Source organism: Peptococcus simiae (assembly GCF_046097595.1).
GTDB classification, from domain to species: domain Bacteria; phylum Bacillota; class Peptococcia; order Peptococcales; family Peptococcaceae; genus Peptococcus; species Peptococcus simiae.
In genome coordinates, this window is record NZ_JBJUVG010000003.1 from 111,651 (window position 1) to 125,103 (window position 13,453).

Here is a 13,453-nt window from a genome sequence, read left to right on the forward strand (position 1 = left end):
GGGTGGCCATCTTGATGGACAAGACCTTTAAGGCCTTAGCGGACAGCCAGCGGCGGGAAATGCTCAAGCTCCTCCGGGCCGGCCCTATGGCTGCCGGGGAAATTGGTGCCCACTTTGACCTGACCGGGGCTACGGTATCCTACCACCTGTCTATTTTAAAGGCCGCTGACCTGGTCCGGGCGGATAAAGAGGGGAACCGGGTGATTTACAGCCTGAATACTTCTGTTTTTGAAGACCTGCTGGTCTTTATGGCAAGCTTTAAGGAGGATATCCATGAATAAGCGTCTTTATATCTTAGGCCTCTTACTGATTGGCCTCAGCCTGGCCTATGGCCTCTATTATTACGATCAATTGCCGGATCCGATGGCCGTTCACCTGTCTTTTGACAATACACCGGACCGCTGGCAGGGAAAATTATCGACCATTTGGGGCCTGCCGGTCTTTTTCGCCGCCATAGAAACCCTCATGTTTTTTAGCGCCCGGCAGAGTCCCCAGGTACACCCGATGATGCAGGCCATTTCTCTCTTAGCTGTACCTGTTATTGGCCTAGTGATCACTATGATGATGGTCCAGTTTAACTTAGGGGCTGATTTTTCCGTTCGTCGGGGCGTCCTCCTCCTCTTGGGAGGCCTTTTTTTGGCCATCGGCAACTATCTGCCCAAGACACCACCCAATGATTTTTACGGCTATCGCTTTCCCTGGACCGGCCGGTCACCGGTGGTCTGGGCGAAAACCCAACGGCTGGGCGGCTACCTCTTTATAGGGGCCGGCTTTCTGGCTCTGTTAGCCGGTATCACTGATATGCCGGCCCTCATGGTCCTGGCCCTCATAGGTATTTTTGTGGCGGCTATTCTGCCTGTAGTCTATGCCTGGCGGCTTGACCGGCAGCTGTCCTAAAATAAACCCGACCCGGCGTAGAAACGCCGGGTCGGGTTTATTGGATTAAGCCTCTAACAGTTCCTGGATTTTTTTCTCAAACCGCTTGGGTTCGATGTTCGGTTCATAGCGGGCAACGACATTGCCTTCCTTGTCCACTAAGAACTTGGTGAAGTTCCATTTGATATTGGCCCCCCGGTAGACATCGGTCAGGGTTTCCAGCTTGGCCAGAAAGGCGGCGGTGCCGGCATCGGCAATCCCTTGGGGCTGGGCGTCTTTTAAGAAGGTGTAGAGGGGGTCTTCATTGTCCCCGTTGACATCAATCTTGGCAAAGGTGGTAAACTCGGTGCCGTACTTGGTCTGGCAGAATTCAGCGATTTCTTCATTGCTGCCCGGGGCCTGGCCCAGGAATTGGTTGCAGGGGAAGTCTAAAATTTCAAAGGGTTGGTCTTTAAAGGTTTTGTAGAGGTCTTCCAGTCCTTCATACTGGGGGGTAAAGCCGCATTCTGTAGCGGTATTGACAATCAGAAGGACCTTGCCCTTATAATCGCTTAAAGAAACATCATTTCCCTTGGTATCCTTGACGGTGAAATCATAAATTGAAGCCATTGTCATCATCCTTTCCTGGAACGCTTTTGAAGGGCCTGGCCTTAACCGGGTCAGGCCTGTCACTAGAAAGATACATACCCGAAAGGGGAGGGCCTGACACAAGTTTCCAACCCTAGGGGCCGGTCCGTTTAATCCCGGGGCGGGGTGGCGATGATTTGGCCAATGGGGACTTGGCGCCTGTGGTAGCGGCGTTCGTATTCGGTAGCGATGTTATCAGCCGGGAGGTCCCGGTAGATGTCCCGGTCGGCAGAGACGATTTGCCAGCCGGCTTCCCGGAAGCTCTCCAGGGAATAGCTATAAAAATCGTCATGGTCTGTTTTAAAGAGGAGGTCGCCGTTCGCCTGAAGCAGGGCGGCATAGATGGCCAGAAAGCCTGGTGCTGTCAGCCGGCGTTTGGCATGGCGCTTTTTGGGCCAGGGGTCGGAAAAGTGGAGGTAGATCCGCTCAACGGACCGAGCCGGCAGGATGCGCAGGAGTTCGGTGGCATCACAGGCCATAAAACGGATGTTCTCCGGCCAGTCGGCCCGGCGGCTGTAGCTTTCGACAGCCTCCCGGATGATTTCCGGGACCACGTCAAGGGCCAGCCAATTCTTCTCCGGACAGGTCTTGCCGGCGGTATAGATAAAGCGGCCCCTGCCGGATCCGACTTCAATGCGTAGGGGCTGGTCCTTGGGGTAGCAGCCGGCCCAAAAGGCTGGGCTGGCTTCCGCCCGGGTGATCACGTAGGGGTTTTCTAAGAGCATGTCATGGGTGCCCGGAATATGTCTGACTCTGGCCATGGTTTCCTCCTTAAAAATCAGCGGATGGCTTGCACTGGATGTGTAACTTCGTTAAAATAAGGGTATTATATTATTAATGCTCGATGTAAAAATCGGGTGCTTGTATGATAGCATAAGGAGGCCCTGAATTGAAAGGTCACTTGGAACTCTTTGAAAATCGTTTAAAAGCGGCCGGTGCAAAGTTACCTGGTGCAGACCAGCTGGATATGGACCGGGTTTTTGCAGACTTTGCCGCAGCCCTGGGGACAGAAGCCCTTCCCTTTTACGATGTACAAAGCGGGCCTACCCTGGCAGATTATTACCAGTCTCACTTTATTCGTTTTGTAAAAAATGCCCTTAAAGCATAAGTCTAGGGTGGACAGTGAGAAAAGAGTTTGCTATACTGCTGGATAGACAGGACGCCTGGCAAGGGCGCCGGAATAGGAGTGAAATTCATGCAGAAATTAGATGCAAATTTATTTGAAGAAATCATCTATGATGATGGTGAAGCCTGTTGTGTCATCTTCTCCCGTAAGTCATGCCATGTGTGTCAGTCGGTTAAACCGAAACTGGAAGAGCTGGAAGAAGATTACGAAGGCGATTTTGGTTTCTATACGGTTGATGTTGAGGAACAAAAAGAGCTATTCCAGCGGTTCTCTTTAAAGGGTGTGCCGCAGGTCCTTTTCTTCAATGATGGTGAATATGTCGGTAAAATGGCCGGCGAAAAAGACATCGAAGACTACGAAGAAAAGATCGAAGAAATTCTCGGCTAATAATCGCTCGACTGCCGCACGTTTGTGCGGCTTTTTTCATGCTTTGATCCCAGGAGGGAGCAAGGCTTTCAGCTAGGCGCCTGAGGCGCCGGAAGATGTCCCCGGCCTTGGCGCCTGGGGAAAATGCCTACAGGCTGGCCGGTTGCGACCGGTTTGCCAGCTGCTTTGGAGGAAAAAATAGATGTTTAAACAATTGCGACGGGACATCCAGGTGGTCTTTGAACGGGACCCGGCAGCCCGGACAGTCATAGAGGTCCTACTGAACTACCCGGGCCTCCACGCCATCTGGATCCACCGCTTAACCCATCAAATGTATCTCTTGGGCTTTCGGACCCTGGCCCGGCTTCTTTCCCAAATCGCCCGCTTTTTTACCCAGGTGGAAATCCACCCCGGGGCGACCATTGGCGAAGGACTCTTTATTGACCACGGTTGCGGGATTGTCATTGGGGAAACAGCCATCGTCGGTGATGATGTGACCCTCTTCCAGGGGGTGACCTTAGGAGGGACCGGCAAGGAGAAGGGCAAGCGCCATCCGACCCTGGATGACGGGGTCATGGTCTCCAGTGGGGCCCGGGTCTTGGGCAATATCCATATCGGTGAAAATGTCAAAATCGGTGCCGGGTCAGTGGTCTTACAGGACGTACCGGCTAATTCCACAGTCGTCGGTATTCCCGGTCGGGTCGTCAAGCAGGATGGCAACCGGGTGCCGACCGATAAGCACCATGTAGACCTGGAACACAACCGCCTGCCGGACCCGGTCTGTGAATGCCTGAAAGACCTCCGTGCCCGTTTGGATGCTGTCCAGGTGCGTTTGGAAGAAATGGAGGAAAAAGCCAATGAGCATCAAGATTTATAATACACTCACCCGCCAGAAAGAAACCTTCACCCCGGTCCACGAAGGGGAAGTCCGGATGTACGTCTGTGGCCCGACCACCTACAACTACATCCACCTGGGCAATGCCCGGCCCATCGTGGTCTTTGATACGGTCCGCCGCTACTTCAGCTACCGGGGCTATGACGTCACCTATGTGTCCAACTTTACCGATGTGGATGACAAGATCATCAACCGGTCCCATGAAGAGGGAAAGACAGCGGCTGAGGTGGCCCAGTTTTACATTGATGCCTACTTCGAAGATACCGGCAAGCTGAATATCCTGCCGGCGGATAAGAACCCCCGGGTCAGCGACCATATGACGGAAATTATTGACTTCGTCCAGGAACTCATTGATGCCGGTTATGCCTATGCCCTGGACAATGGCGATGTCTACTTCGCCGTCCGCAAGTATGAAGACTATGGGCAACTGTCCGGCCGGAATATTGATGACCTCATGGCCGGGGCCCGGGTAGATGTCGATGAGAAAAAACACGACCCCCTGGACTTTGCCCTCTGGAAAAGTGCCAAACCCGGCGAGCCTGCCTGGGATTCTCCCTGGGGCCAGGGCCGGCCAGGCTGGCACATCGAATGCTCGGCCATGAGTCGGACCTACCTGGGCCAGACCTTTGACATCCACGGAGGCGGCCAGGACTTAATCTTTCCCCACCATGAGAACGAAATAGCCCAAAGCTGCTCCGCTTCCCATGCCGATATGGCCCGCTACTGGATGCACAACGGCTTTATAACGATCAATGAGGAAAAGATGAGCAAGTCCCTGGGCAACTTCTTCCTCCTCCGGGAAATCCTGGATAAATTCCCCGGCGATGTGGTCCGTTACTACCTCTTGAGCGTCCACTACCGGAGCCCCCTGGACTTTGACGATGAAAAGATTGCCGCGGCCGCCCGGGGCCTGGACCGGCTGAAAAATGCCTACCACAACCTCCTGGCCGCCCAAGCCAAGGCCCAGGGGACTGCCGGCGAAGCCGAAGCCAGCCTCCGGGACCAGCTGCAAGCGGTCCGGGCAGCTTTTGAAGCCGGCATGGATGATGACTTCAATACCGCCCTGGGGCTCAGCGCCTTATTTGACCTGGCCCGGGATGTGAATACCTACCTCCGCCAGGACAGCCATGAAAAGGCTCTTTTAGAAGAAGCCCAAAAGTGCTTCGATGACCTCCTCTATGTCTTCGGTCTGGACTTTAGCGCCAACAAGGCCGACGACAACCTGGCCGATGACCTCATGGCCCTCTTGATTGACCTCCGGGCCCAAGCCCGGGCCGACAAGCAATTTGCCTTGGCCGACGCCATCCGGGACCGGTTAAGTGACCTGGACATTATCCTGGAAGACGGGAAGAACGGAACGACCTGGAAAAAATCAAATTAACATCCATTGTTTATCATCATGTGGGCTAGGGTATAATCATAGTGTTGAAAGAAACGAAAAAATACCATTCAACACACATGGAGGTAAAAACATGGAAGAATTAAAATTTGTCAGATGCCCGGAAACTAAAAATGTCTTTGAAGCCGTTTATATCGTTGACGAATCTAAATTAGACCTTTTAACCGCTAATTCTACAGATGCCGCCGGCGAAAAACACGTGCCCGTTGTGAACCAAGACGGCAACAAGGTTGAAGTTGTTGTCGGTAGCGTGGAACACCCCATGACCGAAGAACACTACATCCCTTTCATCGTTGTCCAAACCGACAAACGGGTCCTGCGTAAAGACCTGACCCCGGACTGCGAACCAAAGGCCTCCTTCCTTTTAGAAGATGGCGAAAAATTCGTCCGTGCTTACGAATACTGCAACCTGCACGGCCTTTGGAAAGCTGAATAATTTCTGAAAGCCAGAAGCCCCCGGACTTGGGTACCCAAGTCCGGGGGCTTTTTTATTTTTGCTTTTAAAGGGGCGCCCTTAATCAGAGGCAGGCTACTTTTTGAAGCAGGCCAGCCAGATGCAGGGATCTGTGCTGGCGACCACCCGGTGGCGGACGTGGGGGGCCAGGAGGACATGGTCGCCTGTGTTTAAAACCTGGTGCCGGTCCCGGTCATCGGCCAGGATGGCCTGGCCCTCTAAGACCGCTACCCATTCCAGCTCGTCCTGGTCATAGTAGAAGCCATCCGGCGAGCAGTGGCCCCGGCTGATAATCCGCTCCAGGCGGAGCCCCTCGCCTGCATAAAGGACTTCAACCTGCTCGGCCCCATCGCCATCCAGGGGGGAGAGGGCAAATAAATTGCGGCCGCCGGGAAAGGGAGCCGGCTGGGTCAAGACCTCCCGGATGACCTGGTAGGCTGCCGGTAAGGCGGCATCCGGCCAGTGGGCCCGGTTGGCCGGGCTGGTTGAAGGGAGGCTGGCCGCCGGCAGGCCCAGCCGGTCTCCCCAATGGGCCTGGTAGGCCTGCCAGGCCTTTTGGCCGGTGCAAAAGATATGGTGGATGGCCGTCCCCTTGATTTCCCTGGCCAAGTCGTTGTAGTGGGCGTTGACAATGCTGCTGTCATCAGCCCCCTGGATATCGGCCTGGGCAAAAACATCCCAGAGGGCGATGTGATGGCGGCGGGCAAAGTCCCGGCAGGCCTCGGCATGGATGGGGCGGGGCTCCCCGAATACCTGGGCCAAGGTTGGCCAAAAGCGGTTCTGAGGGTGGCCGTAGTAGAGGCCCCTTTGGCGGGATGCCGGTGAGGGTAGGGTACCCAGGACCAGGACCTCAGAATCCTTCCAAATCCAGGGGCTTAAGGGGTGGGTCACTGTCTTACGCATGGAGGATATTCACCTGGCAAACGGCCATGGCCTCCAGGGCCCGCCGGTGGCTTTCAGGACTGACCCCGGCACAGGCCTTGGCATCCACATATAGGGGGACTTCTGGTAGGAAGGCCTTAATGACCAGGGCATTGGAGATGACGCAGATATCTGTACAGACGCCAACCAGGGTCACTGAAGTCAGCCGTCTTTCCTGGTCGGCCTCTTTTAGGGCCTGGGCTAAGTCCGGTGAGCCGAAGGTCGGTTTATCAAAAAAGGTCACTTCGCGTCCGGCCAGGGCCTGGGTCACCTCCGGCACCAACTGCCAGCCTTTCGACCCGCGGGTGCAGTGGACCACCGGCAGGTGGTGGCCTTCCTGGCGGGTCAGGTAGTCGTCTTCATGGGTATCCCGGGTGACAAAAATTTTCCCCTGGTGGTGGCGAATCCGGTCGACCACCTGGCTGATAATGGCCTGGCCTTCGGCGGTTCCCAGGCTGCCGGTGATAAAGTCATTTTGCATATCTATAACCACTAATATATCATTCATGGTATCCCTCCTCTGGGAATAGTTTATCATCTTCCCCGGGTGGGGTCGAGGGTGTTGTGAGCGGGGGACGATAAGTTGCCGAGAAAAGACAAATTGTACTTGCAAATACCTGCATAGTTAGATACTATTTCTTTGGTGGTTGTTTGTAAAAAAAATTAAAAAGGAGGGTTTATTTTGTCTGAACAGAAAAAGAAAAGACTCGGACTGGTCCCCCGGTTAATCCTCGGGATTGTCATCGGTTTAATTGTCGGGAGCCTTGTCAATGAACCGGTTATCCGCGTCTTTGCTACGATTGCAAATATTTTTGCCCAGTACCTAAGCTTTATTATTCCCTTGCTCATTATTTCCTTTGTAACGGCCGGGATTGCCCAATTGGCAGCCGGTGGGGCCGGTCGCCTCTTAGGCTTTACGGTTCTCTTGGCTTATTGCTCAACCCTGGTGGCCGGGACTCTGGCTTATACCGTGGATTCTGCTATTTTTCCTCATTTTATTACATCCGACATTATTAAAAATTTCACGGAAAGCTCTGCCACAGAAATCGAGCCTTACTTAGAGTTCACCCTGGACCCGATTTTCGGCGTAACGACGGCCATTGTCCTGGCCTTTATCCTGGGGATTGGGATTGTCACCCTGCGGATGAAGGATGATACCAAGTCTGTTGGGGACCTGCTCAAGGATGTTTTTGTCGGCCTCCAGGAAATCGTTTACCTGGTCCTGGCCAAGACCATCATCCCGATTTTACCCATCTACATCGGGCTGACCTTTGCTAAAATGAGCTATACCGGTGAGGTTTGGAGTGTGCTGAAGGTCTTCTGGAAGGTCTATGTGGTCATCCTGGTCTTGCACTTCTTCTACCTGGCGGTCCTCTTTACCATTGCCGGTACCGTCAGTGGCAAGAGCCCCCTCCGGCTCATTAAGAACCAGGTGCCCGGTTATCTGACTGCTGTAGGAACCCAGTCCTCGGCTATTACCATTCCGGTTAACCTCCAGTGTGCGGAAAAGAACGGCGTGACCAAGGGAATCCGGGACTTCGTTGTCCCCCTCTGCGCCACCATCCACCTGGCGGGGTCAACCATTACCATCACCAGCTGCGCTACCGGGGTCCTGATGATGAGCGATATGCCCCATAACCTGGGCCTCATGATTCCCTTCATTTTAACCCTGGGGGTTGTCATGATTGCAGCACCCGGCGCACCGGGTGGGGCTATTATGAGTGCCCTCTCCTTCCTGCCGATGATTGGTATCCCGGTAGAAGGGGCCCTGGCCAGCCTCATGATCGCCCTGTACCTGACCCAGGACTCCTTTGGGACAGCTTGTAACGTCAGCGGCGACAATGCTATTGCGGTCTTCATCGATACCTTTAAAGACCGGATTACCGGCCGTCACCAACCTGGTGAGACCAACTAGGCAGTCTGCCTTTACAACATTCACCAATAAAAAAGCACGCCAGACGGGCGTGCTTTTTGTGTCTAGGGGAAATGCTTGCCTATTCCCCGGGCCGGGGGTGTATACTAGACCTGAGAGGTGATTTTTTGTTTGAATTAAGAGGGGTACAGTTTAAAGGCATCCTCCATATTCCCGATTTAGAAATAGAGGAGGGGGCGGTTACGTCTATTGTCGGTAGCAGTGGCAGCGGCAAGACCACCCTTTTGCGGATGCTCAATAAAATGATTAGTCCTGACCGAGGGACTATTTACTGGCAAAGTCGGGACCTGGCCGACCTGGATGCAGTCGACCTCCGCCGGCAGGTGGTCATGCTGGGTCAGCGGCCGGTGATTTTTCCGGGTACGGTGGCCGATAACCTCCAGCTGGGCCGCCAGCTGGCCGACCAGGCCTCGGCTGAAGAAGGAGCCCTCCGGCAGGTGCTGGCACAGGTGGCCTTAGACAAGGCGCTGGAGGAGTCGGCTAAGGACCTGTCCGGCGGGGAGGGTCAGCGCCTGGCCCTGGGCCGAATCCTGCTCATGGATCCAGCGGTCTACCTTTTGGATGAACCGTCTTCAGCCTTAGATGAGCAGACGGCGGTAGAGGTCATCGGGGCCCTGGTCCGCCAGGTGCGGGCCAAGGGGAAGACGCTGGTTATGGTCACCCATGCGCCGGCCATCGCTGAAAGCTATTCGGACCGGATCATCAGTCTGGAACACGGGCGGGTCAAGGCCTGCCGGGAGTTGGCCCATGGCTGAAGGCATTGTTCATTTAGGCCTTTGGCAGGGGTTGGCGGCCTATGCCTTCATTCTCCTGGTCTTGGCCCTGGCCCGGTATGCCGGGATCCGGCGGGGGAAGATGATTGTCCTGGCCTCCATGCGGATGACCCTCCAGCTGGTCCTGGTGGGCTATGTGCTCATCTATGTCTTTGACAACCCGGCGCCGATTATTACCCTGCTGATTTTAGGGGTCATGGAAGTCTTCGCTATTTTTAATATCTATAAAAGGACCGGCATTCGCCAGGCACCCCGCCTGCAGAAGAGCCTGGCCATCGCTATGGTCAGTGGGACCGGCCTCTGTATGCTCTACTTTTTAGTGGCCGTCCTGGCCGCTGATCCCTGGTATAACCCCCAGTATGTGGTGCCCCTGGGCGGGATGATTGTGGGCAATTCCATGACCGCCCTGGCCCTCTGCGCCAACCGGCTCCTGGCCGACTTACAGGCCCAGCGCGCCATGGTCGAAGGGGCCCTCATGCTTGGGGCAAGACCCAAGAAGGCCCTGGCGCCCCTGCTCCGGGCGGCCTTTGATGCCAGCCTCCTGCCGACCATTAATTCCATGGTGGGCATGGGGATTGTCTTTTTGCCGGGCCTGATGACCGGGCAAATCCTGTCCGGGGTCTCGCCTTTGGTGGCCATCAGCTACCAGATCATCATGATGCTCTCTATTCTGGCCAGTGTGGCCCTATCGGTCTTTATCTTCCTCCAGCTATCGGTCCGGGCCTTTTTCAATGAAAATGCCCAGCTCAGCCTGGAAGGGGAGGCATAAAAAAACCGCCGGGCCAAAGCCGGGCGGTTGGGGTCGATAGGTGTTAGCCCTTGACAGAGATGATGTCCGGGGCCGGTCTGTTATTGGGGATGTAGCTGTTGGCGATACCGCCGGTGACAGCGACCTGTTCATTGTCATAGTAGAGGACCATGTCAAATTCATCGGCGTGCTGGCGCCAGTAGTCAATGGCCTTGGCCGGCCCCATGACATAGAGGGCCCGGGAGAGGGCACTGGCAGTGGCCCCGTTTTTGGCGATGACGCTGACCGAATTGAGGCCGTTGACGGCCGGCATGCCGGTCTGGGGGTCCAGGACAGAGTGCCAGGTCTGGCCATCGGCCTGGAACTGGCGCTGGTAGTCGCCGGTGGTGATGACGGCCTTGTTGTTGACGTTGACCTGGCCGATATAGCCCAGGTCCGATTTGGGGTCTTGGATCCCGACCCGGAAGTCGGTCTTGTCCGGGTGGCGGCCCAGGACCTGCACATTGCCATCGATAATGACCAAGCCGGAAGTGATGTCCTGCTGGCGCAAGACTTCCATGAGCCGGTTGGAAAGGGCCCCCTGGCTGATGCCGCCAAAGTCTAAGCCCATGCCGGCCTGGGCAAATTTGACCTGGCCGGTCTGGGGGTTGACCCGGATATCCTTGGGGTTGGTTAGGGCCAGGGCCTGGCTGAGGGACTGGTCGTCAGGCCGGCGGTAGTCACCGGTGTCAAAGCCCCACAAGTGGGTGATCGGATAGAGGGCCACATTATAGGCCCCGCCGGTGCTGGTGTAAATGGCCATGGCCTTGTCGAAAAGGGCGATGGCCTCGGGGCTTAACTTGCCCTCGCCGCTTTTATTGAGGGCGGCCACTTCGCCACCGTCACTGGTGGCGGAAAAGATATGGTTAAAGCGGTTGACCTCACTGAAGGCCGCCGCCATGGCCTTCTGGGCCTGGGCCTTGTCAGCAGCAAAGAGCCGGATATGGATGGTGGTATCCAGGGCAAAGCCGTCTGCATCGGCAGAGACCGGGGCCTTGGCATAGCCGCTGTCCCCGTAAGTGATGGGGGGCAGGTCCATGCTTTCAAAGGCAGCGCTATCGGCAGCCGGGTCTGCTTTTTGACTGGTTACTGCCGCCTTGCTGGTAGCGTCGTTCTTGTCAGTTTCTTTGGCCGGCTCGGCAGCCGACTGACAGGCACTAAGGGCCAGTGCGCCGATGATACAAATAGAAACAAAGGACTTTTTCATAGTACCCGTATCCTCCTAAAGGTAATGTATGGCTAAAGTAGCACAAGGGCGAGGCACTTGTCAACTGAAGCCCTCGGTCCCGGGAGGATTGTGGTTTTATCTTAAGAGATGTCAGTAATGAACCGACCGGATGTCGGATGAGGAGGCAAATATGCAAGCAGCGAGAAAAATCATGATGACCTTTACCGAAGGAGATAGCCCGGTCTGGCGGGAGCTCCTGGTCCCCTACCAGGCCACGGCTGCAGACTTGGGCCGCTGGCTGAGCCTGGCCGGAGGCTATAGCGGCCGGGAAAGCTGGGAGCTCCTCTGCCATGAGTTCAAAATGCGGATTACCGAAGACCGGCAGCTCCTGGATGAAGCCAAGGCCCTCAAGGCCCAGCGCCGGGCCGAGGCAGAGGCCAAGGGGGAAGAAGTGGCCGAAGTGGCCGGCGAAACCATGATCGTCCGGGCATCGGACCTCCCCCTGGACCCCTTCTTAGCCGACCACCCTAAGCTCACCTTTATTTATGACATGACCGACGAATGGCGCTGGGAGATGACCGCCGAGGATATGGACGAGCCGGTGGCCGGCCAGCTCCCCCGCCTAATCCAGGGGATGGGGACGGCCCCCTTTGTCGGTGTCGGTGGCCTGCAGGGCTACTATGACTTGGTCAGTGAGCTCACCGAGGATGGGCCGGAGGCCAAGGCCATCAGGGACTGGCTGGACCGGGCGGGCCTCTTCTTTTATGACGCCGACCGGGTCCAGGCCGCCCTGGGTCAAGAAGGGGAAAATAAGCAGTAAGGGTTGACGGAAACACTTTACTGGGCTAAAATGGTGATACATCGTGGTAACACGTTAATTAGATAAAGCAACCGTGCGGCCAGGCCGCAGTGATTTTTCCTGTGAAAGGAGCCCAGAGCAATGAAAATGGCAGGCTTAACCCCGGAAGGATCTGGGGATGTCCTGATGCCCCAGGCGGCCCGGGAGTACCGGGTAGCCGGTGACTTGCGCCGCTTATTCGGCCGCTATGGCTATGAAGAAGTGCGGACACCGGGCCTCGAGTATTATGACGTTTTTACCGATAAAAAACGCTACTTTCCCCAAGAAAATATGGTGAAGTCCATAGACCGCCATGGCCGGCTGACGGTCGTCCGGCCGGATGCCACCGTCCCCATTGCCCGCTTGGTGGCCAGCAAGCTTTCCGGCAAGGCCCTGCCCCTGCGGCTCTTTTATGACGAAATGATTTTTAGAAACTCCTCCACCCTCCAGGGCTTTTCCAATGAAATGCACCAGTGCGGGGTGGAGCTGCTGGGCAGCCGGGCCTACCGGGCCGATGCGGAAATGATTGCCCTTAGTTGTGCCGCCCTCAAGGCAACCGGCCTGACCAGTTACCGGCTGGAGCTGAGCCATGTAGGGGTTGTGGAGGCCCTGATCCGGGCCCTGGCAGTGGATGAGGACCTGGCTGACCAGATCCGGACCTCCCTGGAAGAGAAAAACTTCTCCCGGCTCAGGGACCTCCTGGCCCCCTATGGCCAGGGGCCGGTCGTCGAAGCCTTCCTGGCCCTGCCTGGCCTTTTCGGCGACTATGCTATTTTAGACAAGGCCCGGGCCCTCCTGGTCCCGGCCAGTCCGGAAGTGGGGCCAATCCTGGATGAGCTGGCCCGACGCTATGCCCTGGCCCAAAGCCTCTGCCGGGAGGATCACATCATGTTGGACCTGAGCCTGACCAACCAGGCCGACTACTACACCGGCCTGGTCTTTCGCGGCTATGTGGGCGGCAGCGGCGAGGCGGTCCTGTCCGGTGGCCGCTATGACAGCCTCCTGGAGACTTTTAACTACCCCATTCCGGCCATTGGCTTCGGCGTCCGGGTGGACCTCATTGCCCAGGTCCTGAACCGCCGCCGGCGGCCGGAGACAGAGCCCTTTTACCTCCTCTATGCAGGGCCGGAGGACCTACCTGCCGCCCTCAGTTGGCGGGCAGACCGGTCAGACCGGCTGGTCCTGGCCATGGCTGACCGGGTGGAGGACCTCGAAGAAGAGGCGGCCCGCTTAGGGGCCCGAGGAATCATCATCTATAAAGATGGCGACATACACTGGCAGGAGGACTGA

17 protein-coding genes are annotated in these 13,453 nt (G+C 56.3%); 12 read left to right on the forward strand and 5 right to left on the reverse strand.

Going from position 1 to position 13,453, the window contains the following annotated elements; translation table 11 throughout:
- Positions 1 to 14: 14 nt before the first annotated feature.
- On the forward strand, positions 15 to 281 hold the full coding sequence (locus tag ACKQTC_RS03585) for an autorepressor SdpR family transcription factor (RefSeq protein WP_408977060.1): 267 nt from the start codon (positions 15 to 17) through the stop codon (positions 279 to 281).
- Positions 274 to 897 (forward strand): SdpI family protein, encoded by a 624-nt coding sequence (locus ACKQTC_RS03590; protein WP_408977061.1) that lies wholly within the window; start codon positions 274 to 276, stop codon positions 895 to 897. The genes ACKQTC_RS03585 and ACKQTC_RS03590 overlap by 8 nt, the downstream gene beginning before the upstream one ends.
- Positions 898 to 942: 45 nt before the next feature.
- Here ACKQTC_RS03590 and ACKQTC_RS03595 read toward each other — a convergent pair whose 3' ends face one another.
- Positions 943 to 1,485 (reverse strand): glutathione peroxidase, encoded by a 543-nt coding sequence (locus ACKQTC_RS03595; protein WP_408977062.1) that lies wholly within the window; start codon positions 1,483 to 1,485, stop codon positions 943 to 945.
- Positions 1,486 to 1,613: 128 nt separating this feature from the next.
- Positions 1,614 to 2,264: a tRNA (guanosine(46)-N7)-methyltransferase TrmB gene (gene trmB / locus ACKQTC_RS03600; RefSeq protein ID WP_408977063.1), complete on the reverse strand. Its 651-nt coding sequence runs from the start codon at positions 2,262 to 2,264 to the stop codon at positions 1,614 to 1,616.
- A 128-nt stretch (positions 2,265 to 2,392) separates the two neighbouring features.
- Here trmB and ACKQTC_RS03605 point away from each other — a divergent pair, with 128 nt between their 5' ends.
- From ACKQTC_RS03605 to ACKQTC_RS03625, 5 genes are all read left to right on the forward strand, one after another.
- Entirely contained in the window at positions 2,393 to 2,611 is a 219-nt protein-coding gene (locus ACKQTC_RS03605) for a hypothetical protein (RefSeq protein WP_408977064.1), read from the forward strand.
- Positions 2,612 to 2,698: 87 nt separating this feature from the next.
- Positions 2,699 to 3,016, forward strand: a complete 318-nt coding sequence (locus tag ACKQTC_RS03610) for a thioredoxin family protein (protein ID WP_408977065.1) — start codon at positions 2,699 to 2,701, stop codon at positions 3,014 to 3,016.
- Positions 3,017 to 3,197: 181 nt separating this feature from the next.
- Positions 3,198 to 3,872, forward strand: coding sequence for a serine O-acetyltransferase (gene cysE / locus ACKQTC_RS03615; protein ID WP_408977066.1), 675 nt, complete (start codon positions 3,198 to 3,200; stop codon positions 3,870 to 3,872).
- Positions 3,859 to 5,271, forward strand: coding sequence for a cysteine--tRNA ligase (cysS, locus tag ACKQTC_RS03620; protein WP_408977116.1), 1,413 nt, complete (start codon positions 3,859 to 3,861; stop codon positions 5,269 to 5,271). Before cysE ends, cysS begins: the two co-directional genes overlap by 14 nt.
- 91 nt (positions 5,272 to 5,362) lie before the next feature.
- Positions 5,363 to 5,725: a desulfoferrodoxin family protein gene (locus tag ACKQTC_RS03625; RefSeq protein ID WP_408977067.1), complete on the forward strand. Its 363-nt coding sequence runs from the start codon at positions 5,363 to 5,365 to the stop codon at positions 5,723 to 5,725.
- Positions 5,726 to 5,818: 93 nt separating this feature from the next.
- Here the strand turns inward: ACKQTC_RS03625 and ACKQTC_RS03630 are convergent, their stop codons facing one another.
- Both ACKQTC_RS03630 and ACKQTC_RS03635 read right to left on the reverse strand, forming a co-directional pair.
- Positions 5,819 to 6,646: a DNA-deoxyinosine glycosylase gene (locus tag ACKQTC_RS03630; RefSeq protein WP_408977068.1), complete on the reverse strand. Its 828-nt coding sequence runs from the start codon at positions 6,644 to 6,646 to the stop codon at positions 5,819 to 5,821.
- Positions 6,639 to 7,172, reverse strand: coding sequence for a cysteine hydrolase family protein (locus tag ACKQTC_RS03635; RefSeq protein ID WP_408977069.1), 534 nt, complete (start codon positions 7,170 to 7,172; stop codon positions 6,639 to 6,641). The genes ACKQTC_RS03630 and ACKQTC_RS03635 overlap by 8 nt, the downstream gene beginning before the upstream one ends.
- A 174-nt stretch (positions 7,173 to 7,346) precedes the next feature.
- Here ACKQTC_RS03635 and ACKQTC_RS03640 point away from each other — a divergent pair, with 174 nt between their 5' ends.
- The 3 genes from ACKQTC_RS03640 to ACKQTC_RS03650 all read left to right on the forward strand — a co-directional run bounded on the left by ACKQTC_RS03640 (position 7,347) and on the right by ACKQTC_RS03650 (position 10,139).
- On the forward strand, positions 7,347 to 8,579 hold the full coding sequence (locus ACKQTC_RS03640) for a dicarboxylate/amino acid:cation symporter (protein ID WP_408977070.1): 1,233 nt from the start codon (positions 7,347 to 7,349) through the stop codon (positions 8,577 to 8,579).
- Between the two features lie 125 nt (positions 8,580 to 8,704).
- A complete protein-coding gene (locus ACKQTC_RS03645) occupies positions 8,705 to 9,352 on the forward strand; it encodes an ABC transporter ATP-binding protein (protein WP_408977071.1) in 648 nt (215 codons plus the stop codon).
- Entirely contained in the window at positions 9,345 to 10,139 is a 795-nt protein-coding gene (locus ACKQTC_RS03650) for an ABC transporter permease (protein ID WP_408977072.1), read from the forward strand. The genes ACKQTC_RS03645 and ACKQTC_RS03650 overlap by 8 nt, the downstream gene beginning before the upstream one ends.
- Positions 10,140 to 10,182: 43 nt before the next feature.
- On the opposite strand, the gene ACKQTC_RS03655 is transcribed toward ACKQTC_RS03650, so the two are convergent.
- On the reverse strand, positions 10,183 to 11,364 hold the full coding sequence (locus ACKQTC_RS03655) for an FAD:protein FMN transferase (protein ID WP_408977073.1): 1,182 nt from the start codon (positions 11,362 to 11,364) through the stop codon (positions 10,183 to 10,185).
- Between the two features lie 151 nt (positions 11,365 to 11,515).
- Between ACKQTC_RS03655 and ACKQTC_RS03660 the strand changes: the two genes are divergently transcribed.
- Positions 11,516 to 12,145, forward strand: coding sequence for an IS1096 element passenger TnpR family protein (locus ACKQTC_RS03660; protein ID WP_408977074.1), 630 nt, complete (start codon positions 11,516 to 11,518; stop codon positions 12,143 to 12,145).
- A gap of 120 nt (positions 12,146 to 12,265) precedes the next feature.
- Positions 12,266 to 13,453, forward strand: coding sequence for an ATP phosphoribosyltransferase regulatory subunit (gene hisZ, locus ACKQTC_RS03665; RefSeq protein WP_408977075.1), 1,188 nt, complete (start codon positions 12,266 to 12,268; stop codon positions 13,451 to 13,453).

Excerpts from the sequence above, each read along its gene's own strand:
- ACKQTC_RS03585 (WP_408977060.1), top strand. The coding sequence starts at position 15 with ATGGACAAGACCTTTAAGGCCTTAGCGGACAGCCAGCGGCGGGAAATG.
- ACKQTC_RS03590 (WP_408977061.1), top strand. The coding sequence starts at position 274 with ATGAATAAGCGTCTTTATATCTTAGGCCTCTTACTGATTGGCCTCAGC.
- ACKQTC_RS03595 (WP_408977062.1), bottom strand. The coding sequence starts at position 1,485 with ATGGCTTCAATTTATGATTTCACCGTCAAGGATACCAAGGGAAATGAT.
- trmB (WP_408977063.1), bottom strand. The coding sequence starts at position 2,264 with ATGGCCAGAGTCAGACATATTCCGGGCACCCATGACATGCTCTTAGAA.
- ACKQTC_RS03610 (WP_408977065.1), top strand. The coding sequence starts at position 2,699 with ATGCAGAAATTAGATGCAAATTTATTTGAAGAAATCATCTATGATGAT.
- cysE (WP_408977066.1), top strand. The coding sequence starts at position 3,198 with ATGTTTAAACAATTGCGACGGGACATCCAGGTGGTCTTTGAACGGGAC.
- ACKQTC_RS03625 (WP_408977067.1), top strand. The coding sequence starts at position 5,363 with ATGGAAGAATTAAAATTTGTCAGATGCCCGGAAACTAAAAATGTCTTT.
- ACKQTC_RS03630 (WP_408977068.1), bottom strand. The coding sequence starts at position 6,646 with ATGCGTAAGACAGTGACCCACCCCTTAAGCCCCTGGATTTGGAAGGAT.
- ACKQTC_RS03635 (WP_408977069.1), bottom strand. The coding sequence starts at position 7,172 with ATGAATGATATATTAGTGGTTATAGATATGCAAAATGACTTTATCACC.
- ACKQTC_RS03650 (WP_408977072.1), top strand. The coding sequence starts at position 9,345 with ATGGCTGAAGGCATTGTTCATTTAGGCCTTTGGCAGGGGTTGGCGGCC.
- ACKQTC_RS03655 (WP_408977073.1), bottom strand. The coding sequence starts at position 11,364 with ATGAAAAAGTCCTTTGTTTCTATTTGTATCATCGGCGCACTGGCCCTT.
- ACKQTC_RS03660 (WP_408977074.1), top strand. The coding sequence starts at position 11,516 with ATGCAAGCAGCGAGAAAAATCATGATGACCTTTACCGAAGGAGATAGC.
- hisZ (WP_408977075.1), top strand. The coding sequence starts at position 12,266 with ATGAAAATGGCAGGCTTAACCCCGGAAGGATCTGGGGATGTCCTGATG.